At 73.6% G+C, this 14,798-nt stretch carries 17 protein-coding genes; 11 read left to right on the top strand and 6 right to left on the bottom strand.

Features of this window, described 5'->3' with window-relative positions; genetic code table 11:
- The first annotated feature begins 7 nt into the window (after nucleotides 1–7).
- From ACIBG4_RS23150 to ACIBG4_RS23135, 4 genes are all read left to right on the top strand, one after another.
- Nucleotides 8–781 (top strand): SDR family oxidoreductase, encoded by a 774-nt coding sequence (locus tag ACIBG4_RS23150; RefSeq protein WP_397203549.1) that lies wholly within the window; start codon nucleotides 8–10, stop codon nucleotides 779–781.
- A gap of 38 nt (nucleotides 782–819) precedes the next feature.
- Nucleotides 820–1,257: a PadR family transcriptional regulator gene (locus tag ACIBG4_RS23145; RefSeq protein WP_397203548.1), complete on the top strand. Its 438-nt coding sequence runs from the start codon at nucleotides 820–822 to the stop codon at nucleotides 1,255–1,257.
- On the top strand, nucleotides 1,254–2,243 hold the full coding sequence (locus tag ACIBG4_RS23140) for a hypothetical protein (protein WP_397203546.1): 990 nt from the start codon (nucleotides 1,254–1,256) through the stop codon (nucleotides 2,241–2,243). Before ACIBG4_RS23145 ends, ACIBG4_RS23140 begins: the two co-directional genes overlap by 4 nt.
- Nucleotides 2,244–2,306: 63 nt before the next feature.
- On the top strand, nucleotides 2,307–3,602 hold the full coding sequence (locus ACIBG4_RS23135) for a DUF2252 domain-containing protein (protein WP_310716539.1): 1,296 nt from the start codon (nucleotides 2,307–2,309) through the stop codon (nucleotides 3,600–3,602).
- Nucleotides 3,603–3,606: 4 nt separating this feature from the next.
- On the opposite strand, the gene ACIBG4_RS23130 is transcribed toward ACIBG4_RS23135, so the two are convergent.
- From ACIBG4_RS23130 to ACIBG4_RS23120, 3 genes are all read right to left on the bottom strand, one after another.
- The gene (locus ACIBG4_RS23130) at nucleotides 3,607–4,422 is read right to left on the bottom strand and encodes a RimK family alpha-L-glutamate ligase (protein ID WP_397203545.1); all 816 of its coding nucleotides are present in this window, start codon (nucleotides 4,420–4,422) and stop codon (nucleotides 3,607–3,609) included.
- Between the two features lie 273 nt (nucleotides 4,423–4,695).
- Nucleotides 4,696–4,968: a hypothetical protein gene (locus ACIBG4_RS23125; RefSeq protein WP_397203544.1), complete on the bottom strand. Its 273-nt coding sequence runs from the start codon at nucleotides 4,966–4,968 to the stop codon at nucleotides 4,696–4,698.
- A gap of 378 nt (nucleotides 4,969–5,346) precedes the next feature.
- Entirely contained in the window at nucleotides 5,347–5,601 is a 255-nt protein-coding gene (locus ACIBG4_RS23120) for a hypothetical protein (RefSeq protein ID WP_397203543.1), read from the bottom strand.
- 164 nt (nucleotides 5,602–5,765) lie between these two features.
- Here ACIBG4_RS23120 and ACIBG4_RS23115 point away from each other — a divergent pair, with 164 nt between their 5' ends.
- Entirely contained in the window at nucleotides 5,766–6,521 is a 756-nt protein-coding gene (locus tag ACIBG4_RS23115) for an NIPSNAP family protein (protein ID WP_397203542.1), read from the top strand.
- A 163-nt stretch (nucleotides 6,522–6,684) separates the two neighbouring features.
- Here the strand turns inward: ACIBG4_RS23115 and ACIBG4_RS23110 are convergent, their stop codons facing one another.
- Entirely contained in the window at nucleotides 6,685–7,452 is a 768-nt protein-coding gene (locus ACIBG4_RS23110) for an SDR family oxidoreductase (RefSeq protein WP_397203541.1), read from the bottom strand.
- Nucleotides 7,453–7,512: 60 nt separating this feature from the next.
- Here ACIBG4_RS23110 and ACIBG4_RS23105 point away from each other — a divergent pair, with 60 nt between their 5' ends.
- The 6 genes from ACIBG4_RS23105 to ACIBG4_RS23080 all read left to right on the top strand — a co-directional run bounded on the left by ACIBG4_RS23105 (nucleotide 7,513) and on the right by ACIBG4_RS23080 (nucleotide 12,607).
- Nucleotides 7,513–8,250, top strand: coding sequence for an enoyl-CoA hydratase family protein (locus tag ACIBG4_RS23105; protein ID WP_397203540.1), 738 nt, complete (start codon nucleotides 7,513–7,515; stop codon nucleotides 8,248–8,250).
- Nucleotides 8,251–8,276: 26 nt separating this feature from the next.
- Entirely contained in the window at nucleotides 8,277–9,071 is a 795-nt protein-coding gene (locus ACIBG4_RS23100; RefSeq protein WP_397203718.1) for a CoA transferase subunit A, read from the top strand.
- Nucleotides 9,055–9,801: a CoA-transferase subunit beta gene (locus ACIBG4_RS23095; protein ID WP_397203539.1), complete on the top strand. Its 747-nt coding sequence runs from the start codon at nucleotides 9,055–9,057 to the stop codon at nucleotides 9,799–9,801. Before ACIBG4_RS23100 ends, ACIBG4_RS23095 begins: the two co-directional genes overlap by 17 nt.
- Nucleotides 9,798–10,826 carry an NAD(P)H-dependent flavin oxidoreductase gene (locus tag ACIBG4_RS23090; RefSeq protein ID WP_397203538.1) on the top strand — a complete coding sequence of 343 codons (1,029 nt, stop codon included), beginning with the start codon at nucleotides 9,798–9,800 and terminating at the stop codon, nucleotides 10,824–10,826. Before ACIBG4_RS23095 ends, ACIBG4_RS23090 begins: the two co-directional genes overlap by 4 nt.
- Nucleotides 10,827–10,937: 111 nt before the next feature.
- On the top strand, nucleotides 10,938–11,414 hold the full coding sequence (locus ACIBG4_RS23085) for an RNA polymerase sigma factor (protein ID WP_397203537.1): 477 nt from the start codon (nucleotides 10,938–10,940) through the stop codon (nucleotides 11,412–11,414).
- Nucleotides 11,411–12,607, top strand: coding sequence for a hypothetical protein (locus ACIBG4_RS23080; protein WP_397203536.1), 1,197 nt, complete (start codon nucleotides 11,411–11,413; stop codon nucleotides 12,605–12,607). Before ACIBG4_RS23085 ends, ACIBG4_RS23080 begins: the two co-directional genes overlap by 4 nt.
- A gap of 12 nt (nucleotides 12,608–12,619) precedes the next feature.
- On the opposite strand, the gene ACIBG4_RS23075 is transcribed toward ACIBG4_RS23080, so the two are convergent.
- Nucleotides 12,620–13,291: a pentapeptide repeat-containing protein gene (locus ACIBG4_RS23075; RefSeq protein ID WP_397203535.1), complete on the bottom strand. Its 672-nt coding sequence runs from the start codon at nucleotides 13,289–13,291 to the stop codon at nucleotides 12,620–12,622.
- Nucleotides 13,292–13,295: 4 nt separating this feature from the next.
- On the bottom strand, nucleotides 13,296–14,789 hold the full coding sequence (locus ACIBG4_RS23070; protein WP_397203534.1) for a glycoside hydrolase family 3 protein: 1,494 nt from the start codon (nucleotides 14,787–14,789) through the stop codon (nucleotides 13,296–13,298).
- Nucleotides 14,790–14,798: the final 9 nt, after the last annotated feature.

Here is a 14,798-nt window from a genome sequence, read left to right as displayed (position 1 = left end):
CACCACGATGGCACCGGCGTACCCGCGCGGACACGGTCTGCTCGACGGCAAGGTCACGCTCGTCACCGCCGCGGCCGGGGCCGGCATCGGCTACGCGACCGCGCGGCGCTGCGCGGAGGAGGGCGCCACCGTCGTCCTGTCCGACCGGCACGAGCGGCGCCTGGGCGAGGCCGCCGAGGCGCTGGCGGAGCTGACCGGCGTCAAGCCGCTGGCCGTGCCGTGCGACGTGACGTCGGAGGACCAGGTGGGGGCGCTGTTCGAGGCGGTGGCGCAGCGGCACGGGCGGCTGGACGTGCTCGTCAACAACGCCGGGCTCGGCGGCACGGCCGAGCTGGCCGCGATGACGGACGAGCAGTGGCACGCGGTCATCGACGTCACCCTGCACGGCACCATGCGCTGCACCAGGGCCGCCCTGCGCCGGATGGTCCCGCAGGGGTCCGGGACGATCGTGAACAACGCCTCGGTCGTCGGCTGGCGGGCCCAGCGCGGCCAGGCGCACTACGCGGCGGCCAAGGCCGGGGTCATGGCACTGACCCGGTGCGTCGCGATGGAGGTCGCCGAGCACGGCGTCCGGGTGAACGCGGTGGCGCCGTCGCTGGCCGTCCACCCGTTCCTGGCGAAGGTGACGAGCGAGGAGGTGCTGGCGGAGCTGGCGGCGCGGGAGGCATTCGGACGCTCGGCCGAGCCGTGGGAGGTGGCCAACGTCATCGTCTTCCTGGCCAGCGACTACGCCACGTACATGACGGGCGAGGTCGTCTCCGTCTCCTCCCAGCACCCCTGAGGCGCCTTATATCTTGTGCGACAAGATATAGTGGGGACGTGAACATAACGGAGCCCATGTTCCTCGCGCTCACCGCGCTGGTGGACGAGCCCCGGCATGGCTACGGGATCGTCCAGGAGGTCGACCGGCTGTCGGAGGGAAGGGTCCAGCTCAAGATCGGCTCGCTGTACGGGGTGCTCGACCGGCTCGCCGCCGACGGGCTGGTGCAGCTCGACCGCGAGGAGGTCCAGCGGGGGCGGCTGCGCCGCTACTACCGGCTGACGGACGACGGCGCCCGGACCCTCGCCGACGAGGCCGCCCGGCTGGCGGCCAACGCCGAGGCCGCCACGGCCAGGCTGCGCGCCCGCGGGACGGCCGGCCGCCCGTCCGCCGGCCCGTCCCCCACCCCCCGGCCGGCCACCGCCCTGGCGGTGCTCGCCCGTACGTCCCTGACCGCTCTCGCCGCGCGCGCGGCGGCCGCTGGAGGTGTCGCGTGACCGAGCCCGACCCGGTGCTGCTGGAGCAGCGCTACCGGTCCGTCCTGCGGATCCTGCCCGCCTCCTACCGGGTGGAGCGGGAGGACGAGATGGTGGCGGCGTTCATGGAGATGTCCGGCGAGGTGCCGGACGAGCGCAACCCGCGCCCGCGCTGGGGCGAGGTCGCCAGCGTGGTCGCGCTGGCGGTGCGGGTCCGGCTCGGCGGAGCGGGCGCGCGGGCCGCCGCCTGGGGTGAGACGGTCCGGCTTCTGGCGCTGCTCGGCCTGGGATTCCAGGCGATGCTGGGCGTTCACGACCTGGCGTGGCGGGCGGCCTCGGCGGCTGCGCACCTCCCCGCCCCCTACGCCACCACCTCGCCGTTCCCCGCGGTGGCGGATGCGCTCTGGATCGTCGCGTTCGCGGCCGTCATGCGCGGCTTCACCGGTCCCGCCAAGGTCGTGGCGGCCACGGCCGGAGCGGTCTCGCTCCTGCTGATCGGCGCCGGGCCGCCCGTCCAGCTCACCTGGGCCGCGCCGCCCGCCGCGCTCATGGCGTCGGTGCCCGTGCTCGCCCTGCTGGCGGGCTTCCACGCCGATGCGCCGGCGACCGTCCGCCCGTGGCGCCTCCTGCTGCCGATGGCCGTCGCCCTGCCGTCGGCGCTGCTGCCGTGGGCGCCGCTGCCGTGGACCTCGGCGTCCGAAGCGCTCCTGGCCCTGTGGTCCCTGTCCTACCCCGATGCGTTCGCGACCGTGGCGTGTGCCGTGGCGGGCATCGCCGCCCTGCGCCGCGGGTCGGCCCCCTCGGTGCGCCTCGCGCTGGCGGCGGCGGGGGCACTGCTGCTCGCGTGGCGCCTGCCCATGGCGTGGCCGGTGCCGGGCGCCGAGCTGGTGTGGGGGCCCGCCGCGGTGCTGTGCGGCGTGCTGGCGGTGGTGATCGTGCCACTGATCGTCACGGGGACGCGACTGCTGCCCCCGGCGCAGCGGGCGAAGCCCGAACCGGCTGCCTGACCGGCCACGACATCTTCATGACAATCTAGGCGGAAGGGGCGGCCACGTCCTACTGTCCCGTGTATGGCTACCCGCTCCTCCTTCCTGCTCGACGTTCTCGTGGCCGAGTTCGGCGAGTCGATCAAGCGCGAACCGGCCGCGTTCCGGCGCAAGTTCCGCAAGATGGCCGCCTCGCCGTTCGCCTTCTACCGGGGCAGCGCGAGCCTGTTCTACGCCGACCTCACCGGCGAGTTCGCCGACGACGCCTTCCTCGACGAGCCCACCAGCCGGGTGTGGATCCACGGTGACCTGCACGCCGAGAACTTCGGCACCTACATGAACGCCTCCGGCGTGCTCGTCTTCAACGTCAACGACTTCGACGAGGCGTACGTCGGGCCGTACACCTGGGACCTCAAGCGCTTCGCCGCCAGCGTGGCGCTCATCGGGTACGCCAAGGCGCTGTCCGACGAGGTGATCAGCTCGCTCGTGAGCGGCTTCGGCACCGCCTACCTGGACGAGCTGACCGCCATCGCGCACGGCGGCGACGACGCGATCGGGTCGCTGACGCTCGGCACCACCACCGGCGTGCTGCACCGGGTGCTCCAGACGGCGCGGCTGCGGACGCGGGTGGCGATGCTCGACGTCGAGACCGTCATCGACGACTACGACCGGCGCTTCGCGATCATGGAGGGGCGGGAGGCCGTCGGGCCCGAGACCCGGGCGGCCGTGCTGGCCGCGTTCGAAGACTACCTGACCACGCTGCCCGAGCAGACGACCTCCGTCGAGCACGTCATCAAGGACGTGGCGCTGCGCAAGGGCGTGGGCATCGGCTCGGCCGGGCTGCCCTCGTACAACATGCTGCTGGAGGGCCGCTCGCAGGCGCTGGAGAACGACGTCATCCTCTACATGAAGCAGGCGCAGGTGCCGGCCGTGGCCAGGTACATCACCGACGAGAAGGTGACCGGCTACTTCCTGCACCAGGGGCACCGGACCGCCGAGTCGCAGCGGGCGCTGCAGGCGTACGCGGACCCGTGGCTCGGCTACACCACGCTCGGCGGCGTGGGGCAGCTCGTGGCCGAGGTCTCGCCGTACTCGGCCGACCTCGACTGGGACGACGTCAACGAGCCGGCCGAGCTGGACTCGATCATGCGGGATCTCGGGCGGGCGGTGGCGCGCATGCACGCCGTGGCCGACGACGAGTCCAGCCACGACCTGGTGGACTACTCCACCGAGGAGTCGATCGTGGCGGTGGTGGACGGCGACCGGCCCGGCTTCATCGGCATGCTGGTGGACTTCGCGCACCGGTACGGGATCCAGGCGCGGGCCGACCACCAGACCTTCGTCGACCTCTTCCGCAACGGCCGCCTCCCCGGGGTGTGACCGCCTAGAGCAGCTCGCGCAGCGCCCTGGCCAGGTTGCGGGGTGCCCGCGGCTCGTACCGCAGGAACAGGTACGGCTCGGTGAGCTCCAGCTCGATCACCACCGGCGTCCCGTCGGGCAGCCGGACCAGGTCGATCCGCGCGTACAGAAGGGCTTGCGGGATGATGGCAAGCACCTTCTCGGCGAGCTCGACCTGGTCCGGGGCTGGTGCGCGGAGCTGTGCCCGCACGTGGTCGGCGCCCGACTTCCCCGGGGAGAGCATGGGAGTGCGGCGGACGGCGTGGCTGAAGCGGCGGTTGAAGTACAGCAGCGAGGTCTCGCCCTCGGTCTCGACCATGTCGAGGTAGGGCTGGACCATGGGCGTGCGGCCGGACGCCTCCAGCCACGCGGCGTGCGCGACGGCCTCGGCGCGGCCGGTGGTCCGGATCGTGTCGCGTGCGCCCGACGAGATCGCGGGTTTGACGACGTACTCGTCCCACTCGGGCAGGCCCTCCGACGACCAGTGCGTGGGCACGACGGGGAGCCCGAGGTCGCGGAGGTAGGTCTTGTCGGTGTTGCCGGCCAGCACGGAGGCGGGATTGAGCAGCCTCGAGTGGCTCTCGACCCGGCGGGCCCAGTCCAGGAACTCGTCCCGGCGGCCGACGTAGTCCCACACGGACCGCACCACGACGGCGTCGTAGGCGGCCCAGTCGGCCGCGGGGTCGTCCCAGCGCTCGGCACGCCCGTCGATGCCCTCCTCCCGCCAGGCGGCCAGCACGATGTCACGCTCGTCGTCGTGGCCGTCTTTGTCGTCAAATGTCACATAGGCACAGGTAGTCACGGCGACGATGCTACGACCCGCTCCCGGCAGGCCCGGGGCGGCGGGGTCCACCTCCCGGGGTCGTCACGGACGGGTGTCCGCCTCGCCACGGCTTACCGCCTGACGTTCCCCGGGAGCCGCCCCACCTCTCTGGTTTCCCGCAGTGCCCACCGCAGGTCGCGTCATGGAGTGCCGGGTGCCAGGGGGTGTCGACCGGTCGCACCGCTGCCCGTACGGGGCACTCGGAGCGCGGCCGGCCCGGCGGGCTACCAGGCCCTGACCAGGGAACAGCTCCTAGTCGACGCGGTTGCTCAGGGCCGCGCCGCTGCGGCGGGCGGCGGTGGCGGTGTTGGCGTTCACCGAGGTGACGTTGGTGGAGGAGCCGGTGCCCCGGTTCTGGGCCACGATGTTCCCGAACATGTTGCCGGACTGGGAGGACTCGCGGTTGGAGCTGGAGTCGGAGATGGCGGTGTCCGCGAACGCGGGGACGGCGGCCGGACCGGCGACCGCGGCGAAGGCGGTGCCGACGGCGGCAACGACCAGCCCGGTGGCGCAGAGCTTCTTCATGGGGGATCTCCTTCAAGGTTCGGGGGTTCGGGGGTCTGAGGGTTCGGGGGTCGGAGGGTTCGGCGGTGTAGGAACCCGGTGTGGGGGTGACCCGGTGCGGGGTGAAGGGCCCGGAGGGGGCCGCACCGGCACGCGTGACGGCCCGCCGGTACGCGCATCACACCGAGGCGGGTGGCGACTCGTCGAGACGAGCGACCTGCGACACGTGTCACCACCCGTCGGAGCGTGCGCCCCCGGCGGGAGTGCGCGGTGGACTGCTCCTGCCAGGGAGGGAGTGGCAGGCGCCGAGCGGCCTGCCGGGAAGGGAGCGGCAGGCAGCGTGGCGGATGGGGACGCGGCCGGGCGGGATGGGGTCGGATCCGGGACGGGCCAGGCCGGTTAGTAGAAGACGTAGGTGATGACGGTGCTGCCGTTGGACGCCGTCGTCGCGATGCCGTTGACGTTGTTGACGTTGGTGGAGCGGCCCCAGCCCTGGTTGGCCGCGCCGATGTCACCGAAGGTGTTGCCGGACTGCGAGGAGCCGGTGTTGCGGCTCCAGTTGTCCGTCCAGGTGTCGGCGCTCGCGGGAGTGGCCAGCAAGGTGAGTGCGGCGGTCACCCCCGTGACGCAGACGGCGCTCAGGCTCTTGATCACTATGGTTCGGCTCCTTCGCCGGTGAGTGGGCGGGCGGTCAGGCTGAGACCGATCCTATAACGTAGCGTTACTGATCCATAGCATAGCGTGATCAGAATTTTGCTCGAGTGTCGACGGGGTTCACTGACGGAGGGTGTCAGCGACTCGGGGTTAACGTCGCCCGCATGATCTACGAACTGCGGCGCTACACCCTGCACCCCGGACGGCGCGACACGCTGATCGAGCTGTTCGAGCGAGAGTTCGTCGAGTCACAGGAGGCGGCGGGCATCGGCCTGGCGGGGCACTTCCGAGACCTGGACGCGCCGGACATCTTCTGCTGGATGCGGAAATTTCCGGATATGGAGGCTCGTCGGATGGCCTTGGCCGCGTTCTACGGCGGCCCCGTCTGGAAGGCCCATCGCACGGCGGCCAACGCCACGATGATCGACTCCGACGACGTGCTGCTCCTGCATCCCGTTCCGACAGGACTGCCTGCCGGAGACAGCTCCACGTTCCCGGCGGACGACCCGTTCCCGGGCACGGCTTCCCCCCTCGCCGAGTCGGCCGGCCTTACCGGGTCCGGCACGCTTCCCGAGTCCGGACTTCCCACGTCCGTCTACGTCGCCACCGTGCACCATGTGCCGGAGGGCGTCGCGGGATTCCCCGCGTTCTTCGCCGAGCGGGTCGCGCCCGCGCTTGCCGGGGCCGGGATGCCGCCGATCGCGTGCTTCGAGACCGAGCACGCGGTCAACACCTTTCCGGCGCTGCCCGTCCGGACCGGTGAGAACGTCTTCGTGTGGTTCGCCCGGTTCGAGCGGGAGGAGGACGCGGGCAAGGCCCACGAGGCACTGGAGATGGAGGCGGCCCTGCTGGAAGGACAGGTCGCGGGAGCGCCGCAGCGCTTCCGCCTCTCCCCTGCGGCCCGCTCCGCCCTCCGCTGACCGGCAACGCTCCGCCCTCCGCTGACCGGCAAGCGGAGAAACGGGGCCACGGACCCCGGCGGCGGTCGCCCCGGGCGGGCGGGAACGCGGGCGCGCGGGGACGCGGGCGGACGGACACGGGCACCCGAGTGCGGGCGCCGGAGCGCGGGTGTGGCCGGGAGGGTCAGGATTCCGACGGGGCTCCGGCGGAGGGGGCGTGGCGCCAGGCCGGGATCTCGCCGCCTCCGTGGACGTGGATCTCCGCGCCCGTGACGTACCCCGGGCTGCCGAGCCACAGGCACACCCGGGCCACGTCCTCCGCTGTGGCCATGCGGCCCGCCGGGACCGTGGCGGCCACGGCCTCCTGCCCGCCCGCGTAGTGCTCCTCCGCGCTCTCCGTGGCGGCGAGTCCCACCACCACCGAGTTGACCCGCACCTCCGGCGCCCACTCCGCCGCCAGGCAGCGCGCCAGGTGGTGCAGGCCGGCCTTGGCGGCCCCGTACGCGGAGGTGCCGGGTGAGGGGCGGGTGCCGCTCGCGCTGCCGATCATGATGATGGCCCCGCCCGACGCCTTGAGCGGCGGGTACGCCTGCTGCGACACCAGCAGCGGCGCCGTCAGGTTGAGCTCGACGACCCGGGCGTGCAGGCGGGGCGAGGTGCCGTCCAGCGGCGCATACGGGGAGCCGCCGGCGTTGTTGACGACGACGTCCAGCCGGTCGAGCCCGGAGACGAGGCGGGCGACGTCGTCCGGGTCGCGGACGTCGGCCCGCACGAACCGCACCCCGCCCGCCGCGCCGTCGGCCGCCCGGCTGAGGGAGGGCGGTGGGGTGCGGGCGCACGTCACGACCGTGGCGCCCGCCTCCAGGAACGCGCGGGCGATGCCGGCGCCGATCCCCTTGGTCCCTCCCGTCACGAGGACGACCTTGCCCGCGTAGTCGTAAGTCACCGTCACGAGTGCTACCGTACCAAGCAAGCGCTAGGACAAAGCAAGCGTACACACCCTGGGAGCGGGATGGGAATCACGCTGCGCGCCGGCCCGATCGCCGAGGTCGTCATGGAGGTCCCGCCGGTCAACGCCCTCGCCGTCCGGCACTGGCACGACCTGGCGGACGCCCTCCAGCAGGCGGGGCAGGATCCCGCGACCCGGGTCGTGGTGCTGCGCGCCGAGGGGCGCGGGTTCAACGCGGGCGTGGACATCAAGGAGATGCAGTCCGCCGACGGCCATCGCGCGCTCGTCGGGGCGAACCGGGGCTGCCACGCCGCCTTCGCCGCGGTCTACGACTGCGCCGTGCCGGTGGTGGCCGCGGTCCACGGGTTCTGCCTGGGCGGCGGCATCGGGCTGGCCGGCAACGCGGACGTCGTCGTGGCCTCCGACGACGCCTACTTCGGGCTGCCCGAGGTGGACCGCGGGGCGCTCGGGGCGGCGACGCACCTGTCCCGGCTCGTCCCGCCGCACCTCATGCGGGCCATGGTCTACACCTGCCGCAACGTGACGGCCGCCGAGCTGCTGTCGTTCGGCTCGGTGCTGGACGTGGTGCCGCGCGAGGCGCTGCGGGAGGCCGCGCTGGAGGTGGCCGGGCGGATCGCCGCCAAGGACCCGTACGTGATCCGGCTGGCGAAGGAGTCGCTGAACGGCATCGACCCCGTGGACGTCAGGCGGAGCTACCGGTTCGAGCAGGGCTTCACCTTCGAGCTGAACCTCGTCGGCAAGGGCGACGAGCACCGCCGGCGCTTCACGGAGGGCTCATGAGCGGCGGCGCGGTCAGAAGCAAGGTCATGAGCGTCGAGGAGGTCGTCGGCCGGCTGGAGAGCGGGATGACGGTCGGAATCGGCGGGTGGGGGTCGCGGCGCAAGCCGATGGCCCTGGTCCGCGGCCTGCTCCGCTCCCCGCTGCGCGACCTCACGATCGTCTCGTACGGCGGGCCGGACGTGGGCATGCTGTGCGCCGCGGGCAAGGTGCGCAGGGTCGTCGCCCCGTTCGTGACGCTCGACTCCGTCCCGCTCGAACCCCACTTCCGCAGGGCCCGTCAGAGCGGGGCCGTCGCGTTCACCGAGTACGACGAGGGCATGTTCATGTTCGGGCTGCTGGCGGCGGCGCACCGGCTGCCGTTCCTGCCGACCCGGGCGGGGCTGGGCTCCGACGTGATGCGGGTCAACCCGCACCTGCGGACCATCCGATCCCCTTACGACGACGACGAGCGCGGCGACGGGGAGGAGCTGGTGGCCGTGCCCGCGCTCACCCTGGACGCCGCGCTGGTCCACCTGAACCGGGCCGACCGGCGCGGCAACGCCCAGTACCTCGGCCCGGACCCGTACTTCGACGACCTGTACGTCAAGGCGGCGACGAGCGCCTACGTGTCGTGCGAGCGGCTGGTGGACACCGCGGACCTGCTGAAGGAGGGACCGGTGCAGTCGCTGCTGGTCAGCAGGTCGATGGTGACCGGGGTGGTGGAGGCGCCGGGCGGGGCGGGCTTCACCGCGTGCGAGCCCGACTACGGGCGCGACGAGGAGGCGCAGCGGCGCTACGTGGAGACCCCCTGGGAGGAGTACGCCCGTGGCGAGCAGGGCTGATGTGTGCGTGGTGGCGTGCGCCGAGGCGTTCAGGGGCGACGGCGAGATCCTCGCGGCCGGCATCGGCGGGGCCGTCACGGTGCTGGGGGCGCGCCTGGCGCGGCTGACGTTCGAGCCGGACCTGCTGACGCACGACGGCGTCTGCCTGCTCACCGGCGACGTGCCCGCGCTGGGCGAGGCGCCGGAGGTGGTCGAGGGGTGGCTGCCGTTCCGCGACCACCTGTGGCTGGTGCTGAACGGCCGGCGGCACGTGATGCTGGGCGCGAGCCAGATCGACCGGCACGGCAACTCGAACATCTCCTGCATCGGCGACTGGAGCATGCCGAAGGCGCAGCTGCTCGGCGTGCGCGGCGCTCCGGGCAACACGCGCTGCGACCCGACGAGCTACTGGATCCCGCGCCACTCCCCCCGGGTGTTCGTGCCGGAGGTGGACGTGGTCAGCGGCGTCGGCACCGACAGGGGCGCGTACGAGCTGCGCCGGGTGGTGACGGACCTGGCCGTGCTGGACCTCGGCGGGCCGGGCGGCACGATGCGGCTGGTCTCCACGCATCCCGGGGTGAGTGTGCGGGAGGTGGTGGCGGCCACGGGGTTCGAGCTGGACGTGCCCGCCGTCGTGCCCGAGACCAGGGAGCCGACCGGCGAGGAGCTGGGGCTGCTGGACGAGGTGCTGGACCCGCGCGGGCTGCGCCATCGCGAGGTTCCGGGGCCGCGTACGGGTGCCGCCAGGTGAGGACCGCGCTGACCGACCTCGTCGGCTGCCGCCATCCGATCGTGCAGACCGGCATGGGGTACGTGGCGGGCGCCCGGCTGGCCGCGGCCACCTCCCGCGCGGGCGGCCTGGGGATCATCGCGGCGGCCACGATGTCGGTGGCCGAGATGACCGCGGCGGTCCGGGCCGTCAAGGAGCGCACCGACGCCCCGTTCGGCGTGAACATCCGCTCCGACGCCGACGACGCCGCCGAGCGGGTCGAGGTGATGATCCGCGAGGGGGTGCGGGTGGCCTCGTTCGCGCTCGCGCCGCGCAGGGAGCTGATCGCCCGGCTGAAGGACGCGGGCGTGGTCACGATGCCCTCGGTGGGGGCGCGGCGGCACGCGGAGAAGGTGGCCGCCTGGGGCGCCGACGCGGTGATCGTGCAGGGGGGCGAGGGCGGCGGGCACACCGGGCCGCTGGCCACCACGCTGCTGCTGCCCCAGGTGGTGGACGCCGTGGACATCCCGGTGGTGGCCGCCGGGGGCTTCTTCGACGGGCGCGGGCTGGTGGCGGCGCTGGCGTACGGGGCGTGCGGGATCGCCATGGGGACGCGGTTCCTGCTGACCGGCGACTCCCCGGTGCCGGACCAGGTCAAGCGGCTCTACCTGGAGGCGGCCGACACGCTCGTCACCACCAAGGTGGACGGCGTGCCGCACCGGGTGCTGCGCACGCCGTTCGTGGAGTCGCTGGAGCGCTCGCGGCTGCTGCGCGCGGTGGTCAACGCGGCGCGGTTCAGGAGGCTGTCCGGCCTGCCGTGGGCCGCGATGATCCGGGAGGGGCGGCGCATGCGGCACGGCCGTGACCTGACCTGGGCGCAGGTGCTCCAGGCGGCGAACACGCCGGTGCTGCTGCGGGCGGCCATGGTGGAGGGGCGCGGCGACCTCGGGGTGATGGCCTCGGGCCAGGTGGTGGGCGTGCTCGGCGACCTGCCCTCGTGCGAGGAGCTGATCGGGCGGATCATGGCGGAGGCGGAAGCGGTCCTGAAGCGCATGCCCGCCCCCTGAGGCGGATCTCCGGGAGTCGCGGCGACGCAGCGGATCGGGGGCGACGCGCGTTCTTAGGTCATGAACAGTGAGACAGCTGCTCGGGCGCCCGCCCCGCCAGGAGCCGGGCCGGTGCTGGCGGCCCTGTACCGCGAGCACTGGCTCGCTCTGGTGCGCCTGGCCCTGCTGCTCGTCGGCGACCGGGAGAGCGCCGAGGACGTCGTCCAGGACGTCTTCTCCAGGCTGCACGGCAAGCGTCCCGAGACGCTGAGCCTCGCGTACGTGCGCGTCTGCGTGCTGAACGCCTCCCGCTCGGTGCTGCGCAGGCGCGGCGTCGCCGCCAGGGCAGTGCCGGGACGGCGGGACGAGCCGGTGGGCTCAGCCGAGACCGCGGCACTGCTCGGGGAGGCGCGCCAGGAGATGCTGGCCGCGCTGGGCCGGCTGCCCAGGCGGCAGCGCGAGATCCTCGTCCTGCGTTACTACCTCGATCTGTCCGACGCCGACATCGCGCGGGCGACGCGCGTCCGGCAGAGCACCGTGCGGTCCACCGCCTCCAGAGCCCTGGACCGGCTGAAGCGCGAACTGGGAGAGCTGGAGGTGAAGGCATGACCGGCATCGAGGATCGGCTCAGGGACGCGCTGGCCGCCAAGGCCGATACCGTGCGGGACGACGGGACGCCGCGTGTCCTGCCCGGACCCGCCGCGCGATGGTCCGGCGCCAGGTGGTGGGCGCCGGCGGCGGTGGCGGCCGCGATCGTCGTCGTGGTGGCGGCCACCGTCGTGGCCACGCGCGCGGTCGCCCCGCCCGTCCCGGCCGTGCGGCCCACGCCCTCCCCCGGCGGTTTCGCGCCGCCGATCGGGCAGGTGTGGCCCGGCGCGGTTCACGAGATCCCGACCACGGCGCCGGGCGGGCGGGCGTTCAAGCCGGACGTGTTCGTCAGCGACCGGGTCGTGGTGGGGCGGGGGCTCACCAGGAACGTGCCCGACAGCATCTATGCGTACCACGTGGACGACCGGCGCTTCACCCGAATCGTCCCGATCGCGAGAGGCATGTACATGGACAACAATCCGGTGGTCTTCGGCGACGGCTACCTGGCCTGGTCGGCGATCCGCGACCGCAGCATGGAGATCTGGGCCGTCCCGGTCGGCGGAGGTGTCCCGCGCCGTCTCGCCTCGGTCACGGCACCGATCTCCAGCGACAACGAGATCTTCGGCGCGCAGGACCTGGCCGTCGCGGACGGCATGGCCGTGTGGTCGGCGGCGGACGGCGGGGTCTACCGGGTGAGGCTGAGGTCGAAGGGCGGCGAGTGGACCCAGGTCCTGGGGACGAAGGGTTTCCACCTGGTCCAGTGGCCGTGGGCGGGCTGGCCGCGGAACGAGTGGGGGATGGATCACCCCGTCGTCCGTCCCATGGAGCATCTGAAGAACGTGGTCACGGGCGAGACCCGCGACGCGACTCCTCCGCCCGGGCGGACGTCGTGGGACGACTGCGGAGTGACGTGGTGCCTCAACAGTGTCGAGGCGTGGCGGCGCGACGGCACGGGCCGGCGCGCGTTCCCGGGCTGGGCCAGGGGGACGCTCTCCTCGGGTCGCTTCGTCATGCTCGACCAGAGGGACGCCGCGGGCAGGGGCGCCGCGGCCGTGCACGACATCGCCACGGGACGCACCGGCCTGCTGTTCACGACCCCGACGCGCAAGGGCGACAAGCCCTCGCCGACCCTCCACTGGCAGGACGGCATGATCTGGTACCAGACGGGGCGCGGCACGCAGGTCGTCGTCGACCTGGCGCGGGCCGCCCGATGACCGTCCGGAGGTTCAGATCACGGTGATGCCGCGGGCGGCCAGGATGGCGGCCGCCTGCGCCGGGTTGACGATCGCGCCCGCGAGCGCCCGGAGCTTGGCGTCGTCGGGCTCGCCCAGGTCGGCGCCGCGCAGGTCGGCCTTGGCGAAGACGGTTTTCAGCAGCTTGGCGCCGCGCAGCCGGCTGTCGCTGAACGTCGCCCCGGTGAAGTCGCAGCCCGACAGGTCGGCGTCGTCGAAGCGCACGCCCTCGATGAGCTCGCCGCGCAGGGAGCAGCCGCCCAGGTTGGCCATGGTGAGGTTGGACTTGCCGACCTTGAACCCGGTGCCGCGCGAGGCGGTCAGCGACGCGCCGATCATGCGGCACCCGGTGAACGTGACGTCGCTCAGCAGCGCCCCGCCGAACCGGGCAGAGGCCAGGTCGACGTCGGTGAAGGAGGCGTCGACGAGGTCGGCGTCGTCGAAGCGCACGCCCATCCCGCCGCCCCCGATGAAGACGGCCCCGTCGAGGTCGGCCTTGCGGAAGTCGGCCGTCTCCAGCACGCACGACTCGAAGCGCGCGCCGCCGAGGTCCGCGCCGCGCAGGTCGGCGCCGGTCAGGTCGCAGCCGCGGAAGACGTGGACCTCTCCGGGGGCGAGCCGCTCGGTCAGCGCGGAGTGGGACAGGTCCTCGCCTTCGACGTCCATGGCGTCAGAGCCTACCGGTGATCACCTCGGCCGCGGCCCGGCCGCAGACCATCGCCGAGCCGTACGTGGCGATGTGGACGGCGCCGAGGTCGGAGCGCTGGGGCAGGCCCATCTCGACCACCACGGCGTCGGGACGGCCGCTGAGCAGGTGGCGCAGCGCCTGGGCCTGCCAGGCGTGGCGGTGCGCGTCGCGGACGACCACGACCAGCGGCCGCCCGGCCGCCCCGCGCAGCAGGTCCTCCAGGGCCGGGCCGGTGGCCTGCGCCGCGGCGAGCCGGGCCACGTCGGTGCCGGGCAGCAGGCGGGCCAGCGGCTCCCCCACGCCCCAGGGGGTGGCCTTGTCGATGGCCAGGTTCATCTCGGGGGCGAGCTCGACCACCAGGGGCGCGGCGGTGAGCGGCAGCACGGGCTCCGCGGACCTGCGGGTGACCCGGACGGCCCGGCGGGCGGCGGCCAGTCCGGCGTGCCCGTCGAGCGAGGGGGACGGCGGGGTGGTGGCGCTGCCCGAGGAGGCGGCCCAGGCGCCCAGCTCGCGGACCCTGCGAGCGGCGTCGGCCAGGCGCTCCTCGGGCAGCACGCCTTCGGTGACGGCGGTGGCGATGGCGTCGCGCACCCCGGTGGCGGTGGCCTCGTCCGCGTGCTCGCCGCCGACGCAGATCGCGTCGGCGCCGGCCGCGACGGCGCGGGCCGCCGCGCCGCCGATGCCGTACGCCCCCGAGACGGCGGTCATCTCGATGCCGTCGGTGACGATCATCCCGTCGAAGCCCAGCTCCTCACGGAGCAGCCCGGTGAGGATCTTGGGGCTGAGCGTGGCGGGCAGCCCGCCGTCGAACGACGGGACGAGCAGGTGCCCGGTCATGACGGCCTTGACCCCCTCGGCGATGACCTCGCGGAAGGGGCGCAGCGCGTCCTCGATCCCGCTGACCGCCACGACCGGCACGCCGTGGTGGGAGTCGACGGAGGTGTCGCCGTGGCCGGGGAAGTGCTTGGCGCACGCGGCCACCCCGGTGGACTGGAGCCCGCGGACGAACGCGCGGGCGTGCCGGGCGACGAGCGCGGGGTCGGCGCCGAACGACCGCAGCCCGATGACCGGGTTGTCGGGGTTGGAGTTGACGTCGGCGGACGGGGCGAAGTCGATGGTGACGCCGGCCGCGGTGAGCTGGGCGCCCAGGCCGCGGGCGAGGGCCTCGGTCAGCGCCACGTCGTCCACGACGCCGAGCGCGTAGCCGCCGGGGCAGCTGCTGCCGGTGCCCACCTCCAGCCTGGTCACCTCGCCCGACTCCTCGTCGGTGCCGACGAGCGCCAAGGGGTTCTCGGCGCGCAGGGCGGCGGTCAGAGCGGCGACCTGGTCCGGGCCGGCGATGTTGCGGGAGAACAGCACCACGCCGCCCAGTCCCTGGGCGAGCCTGCGCCGGAGCCAGTCGGGAGGGGCCGTCCCCTCGAATCCCGGCATGACGACGGCGTCGGCCAGGCGTAGCAGGTCAGCGCTGATGGGCATGACCCGCAA

This window comes from Nonomuraea sp. NPDC050383, from assembly GCF_044459125.1.
In the GTDB taxonomy this organism is placed as follows: domain Bacteria; phylum Actinomycetota; class Actinomycetes; order Streptosporangiales; family Streptosporangiaceae; genus Nonomuraea.
This window is presented reverse-complemented; position numbering and strand designations above follow the sequence as displayed.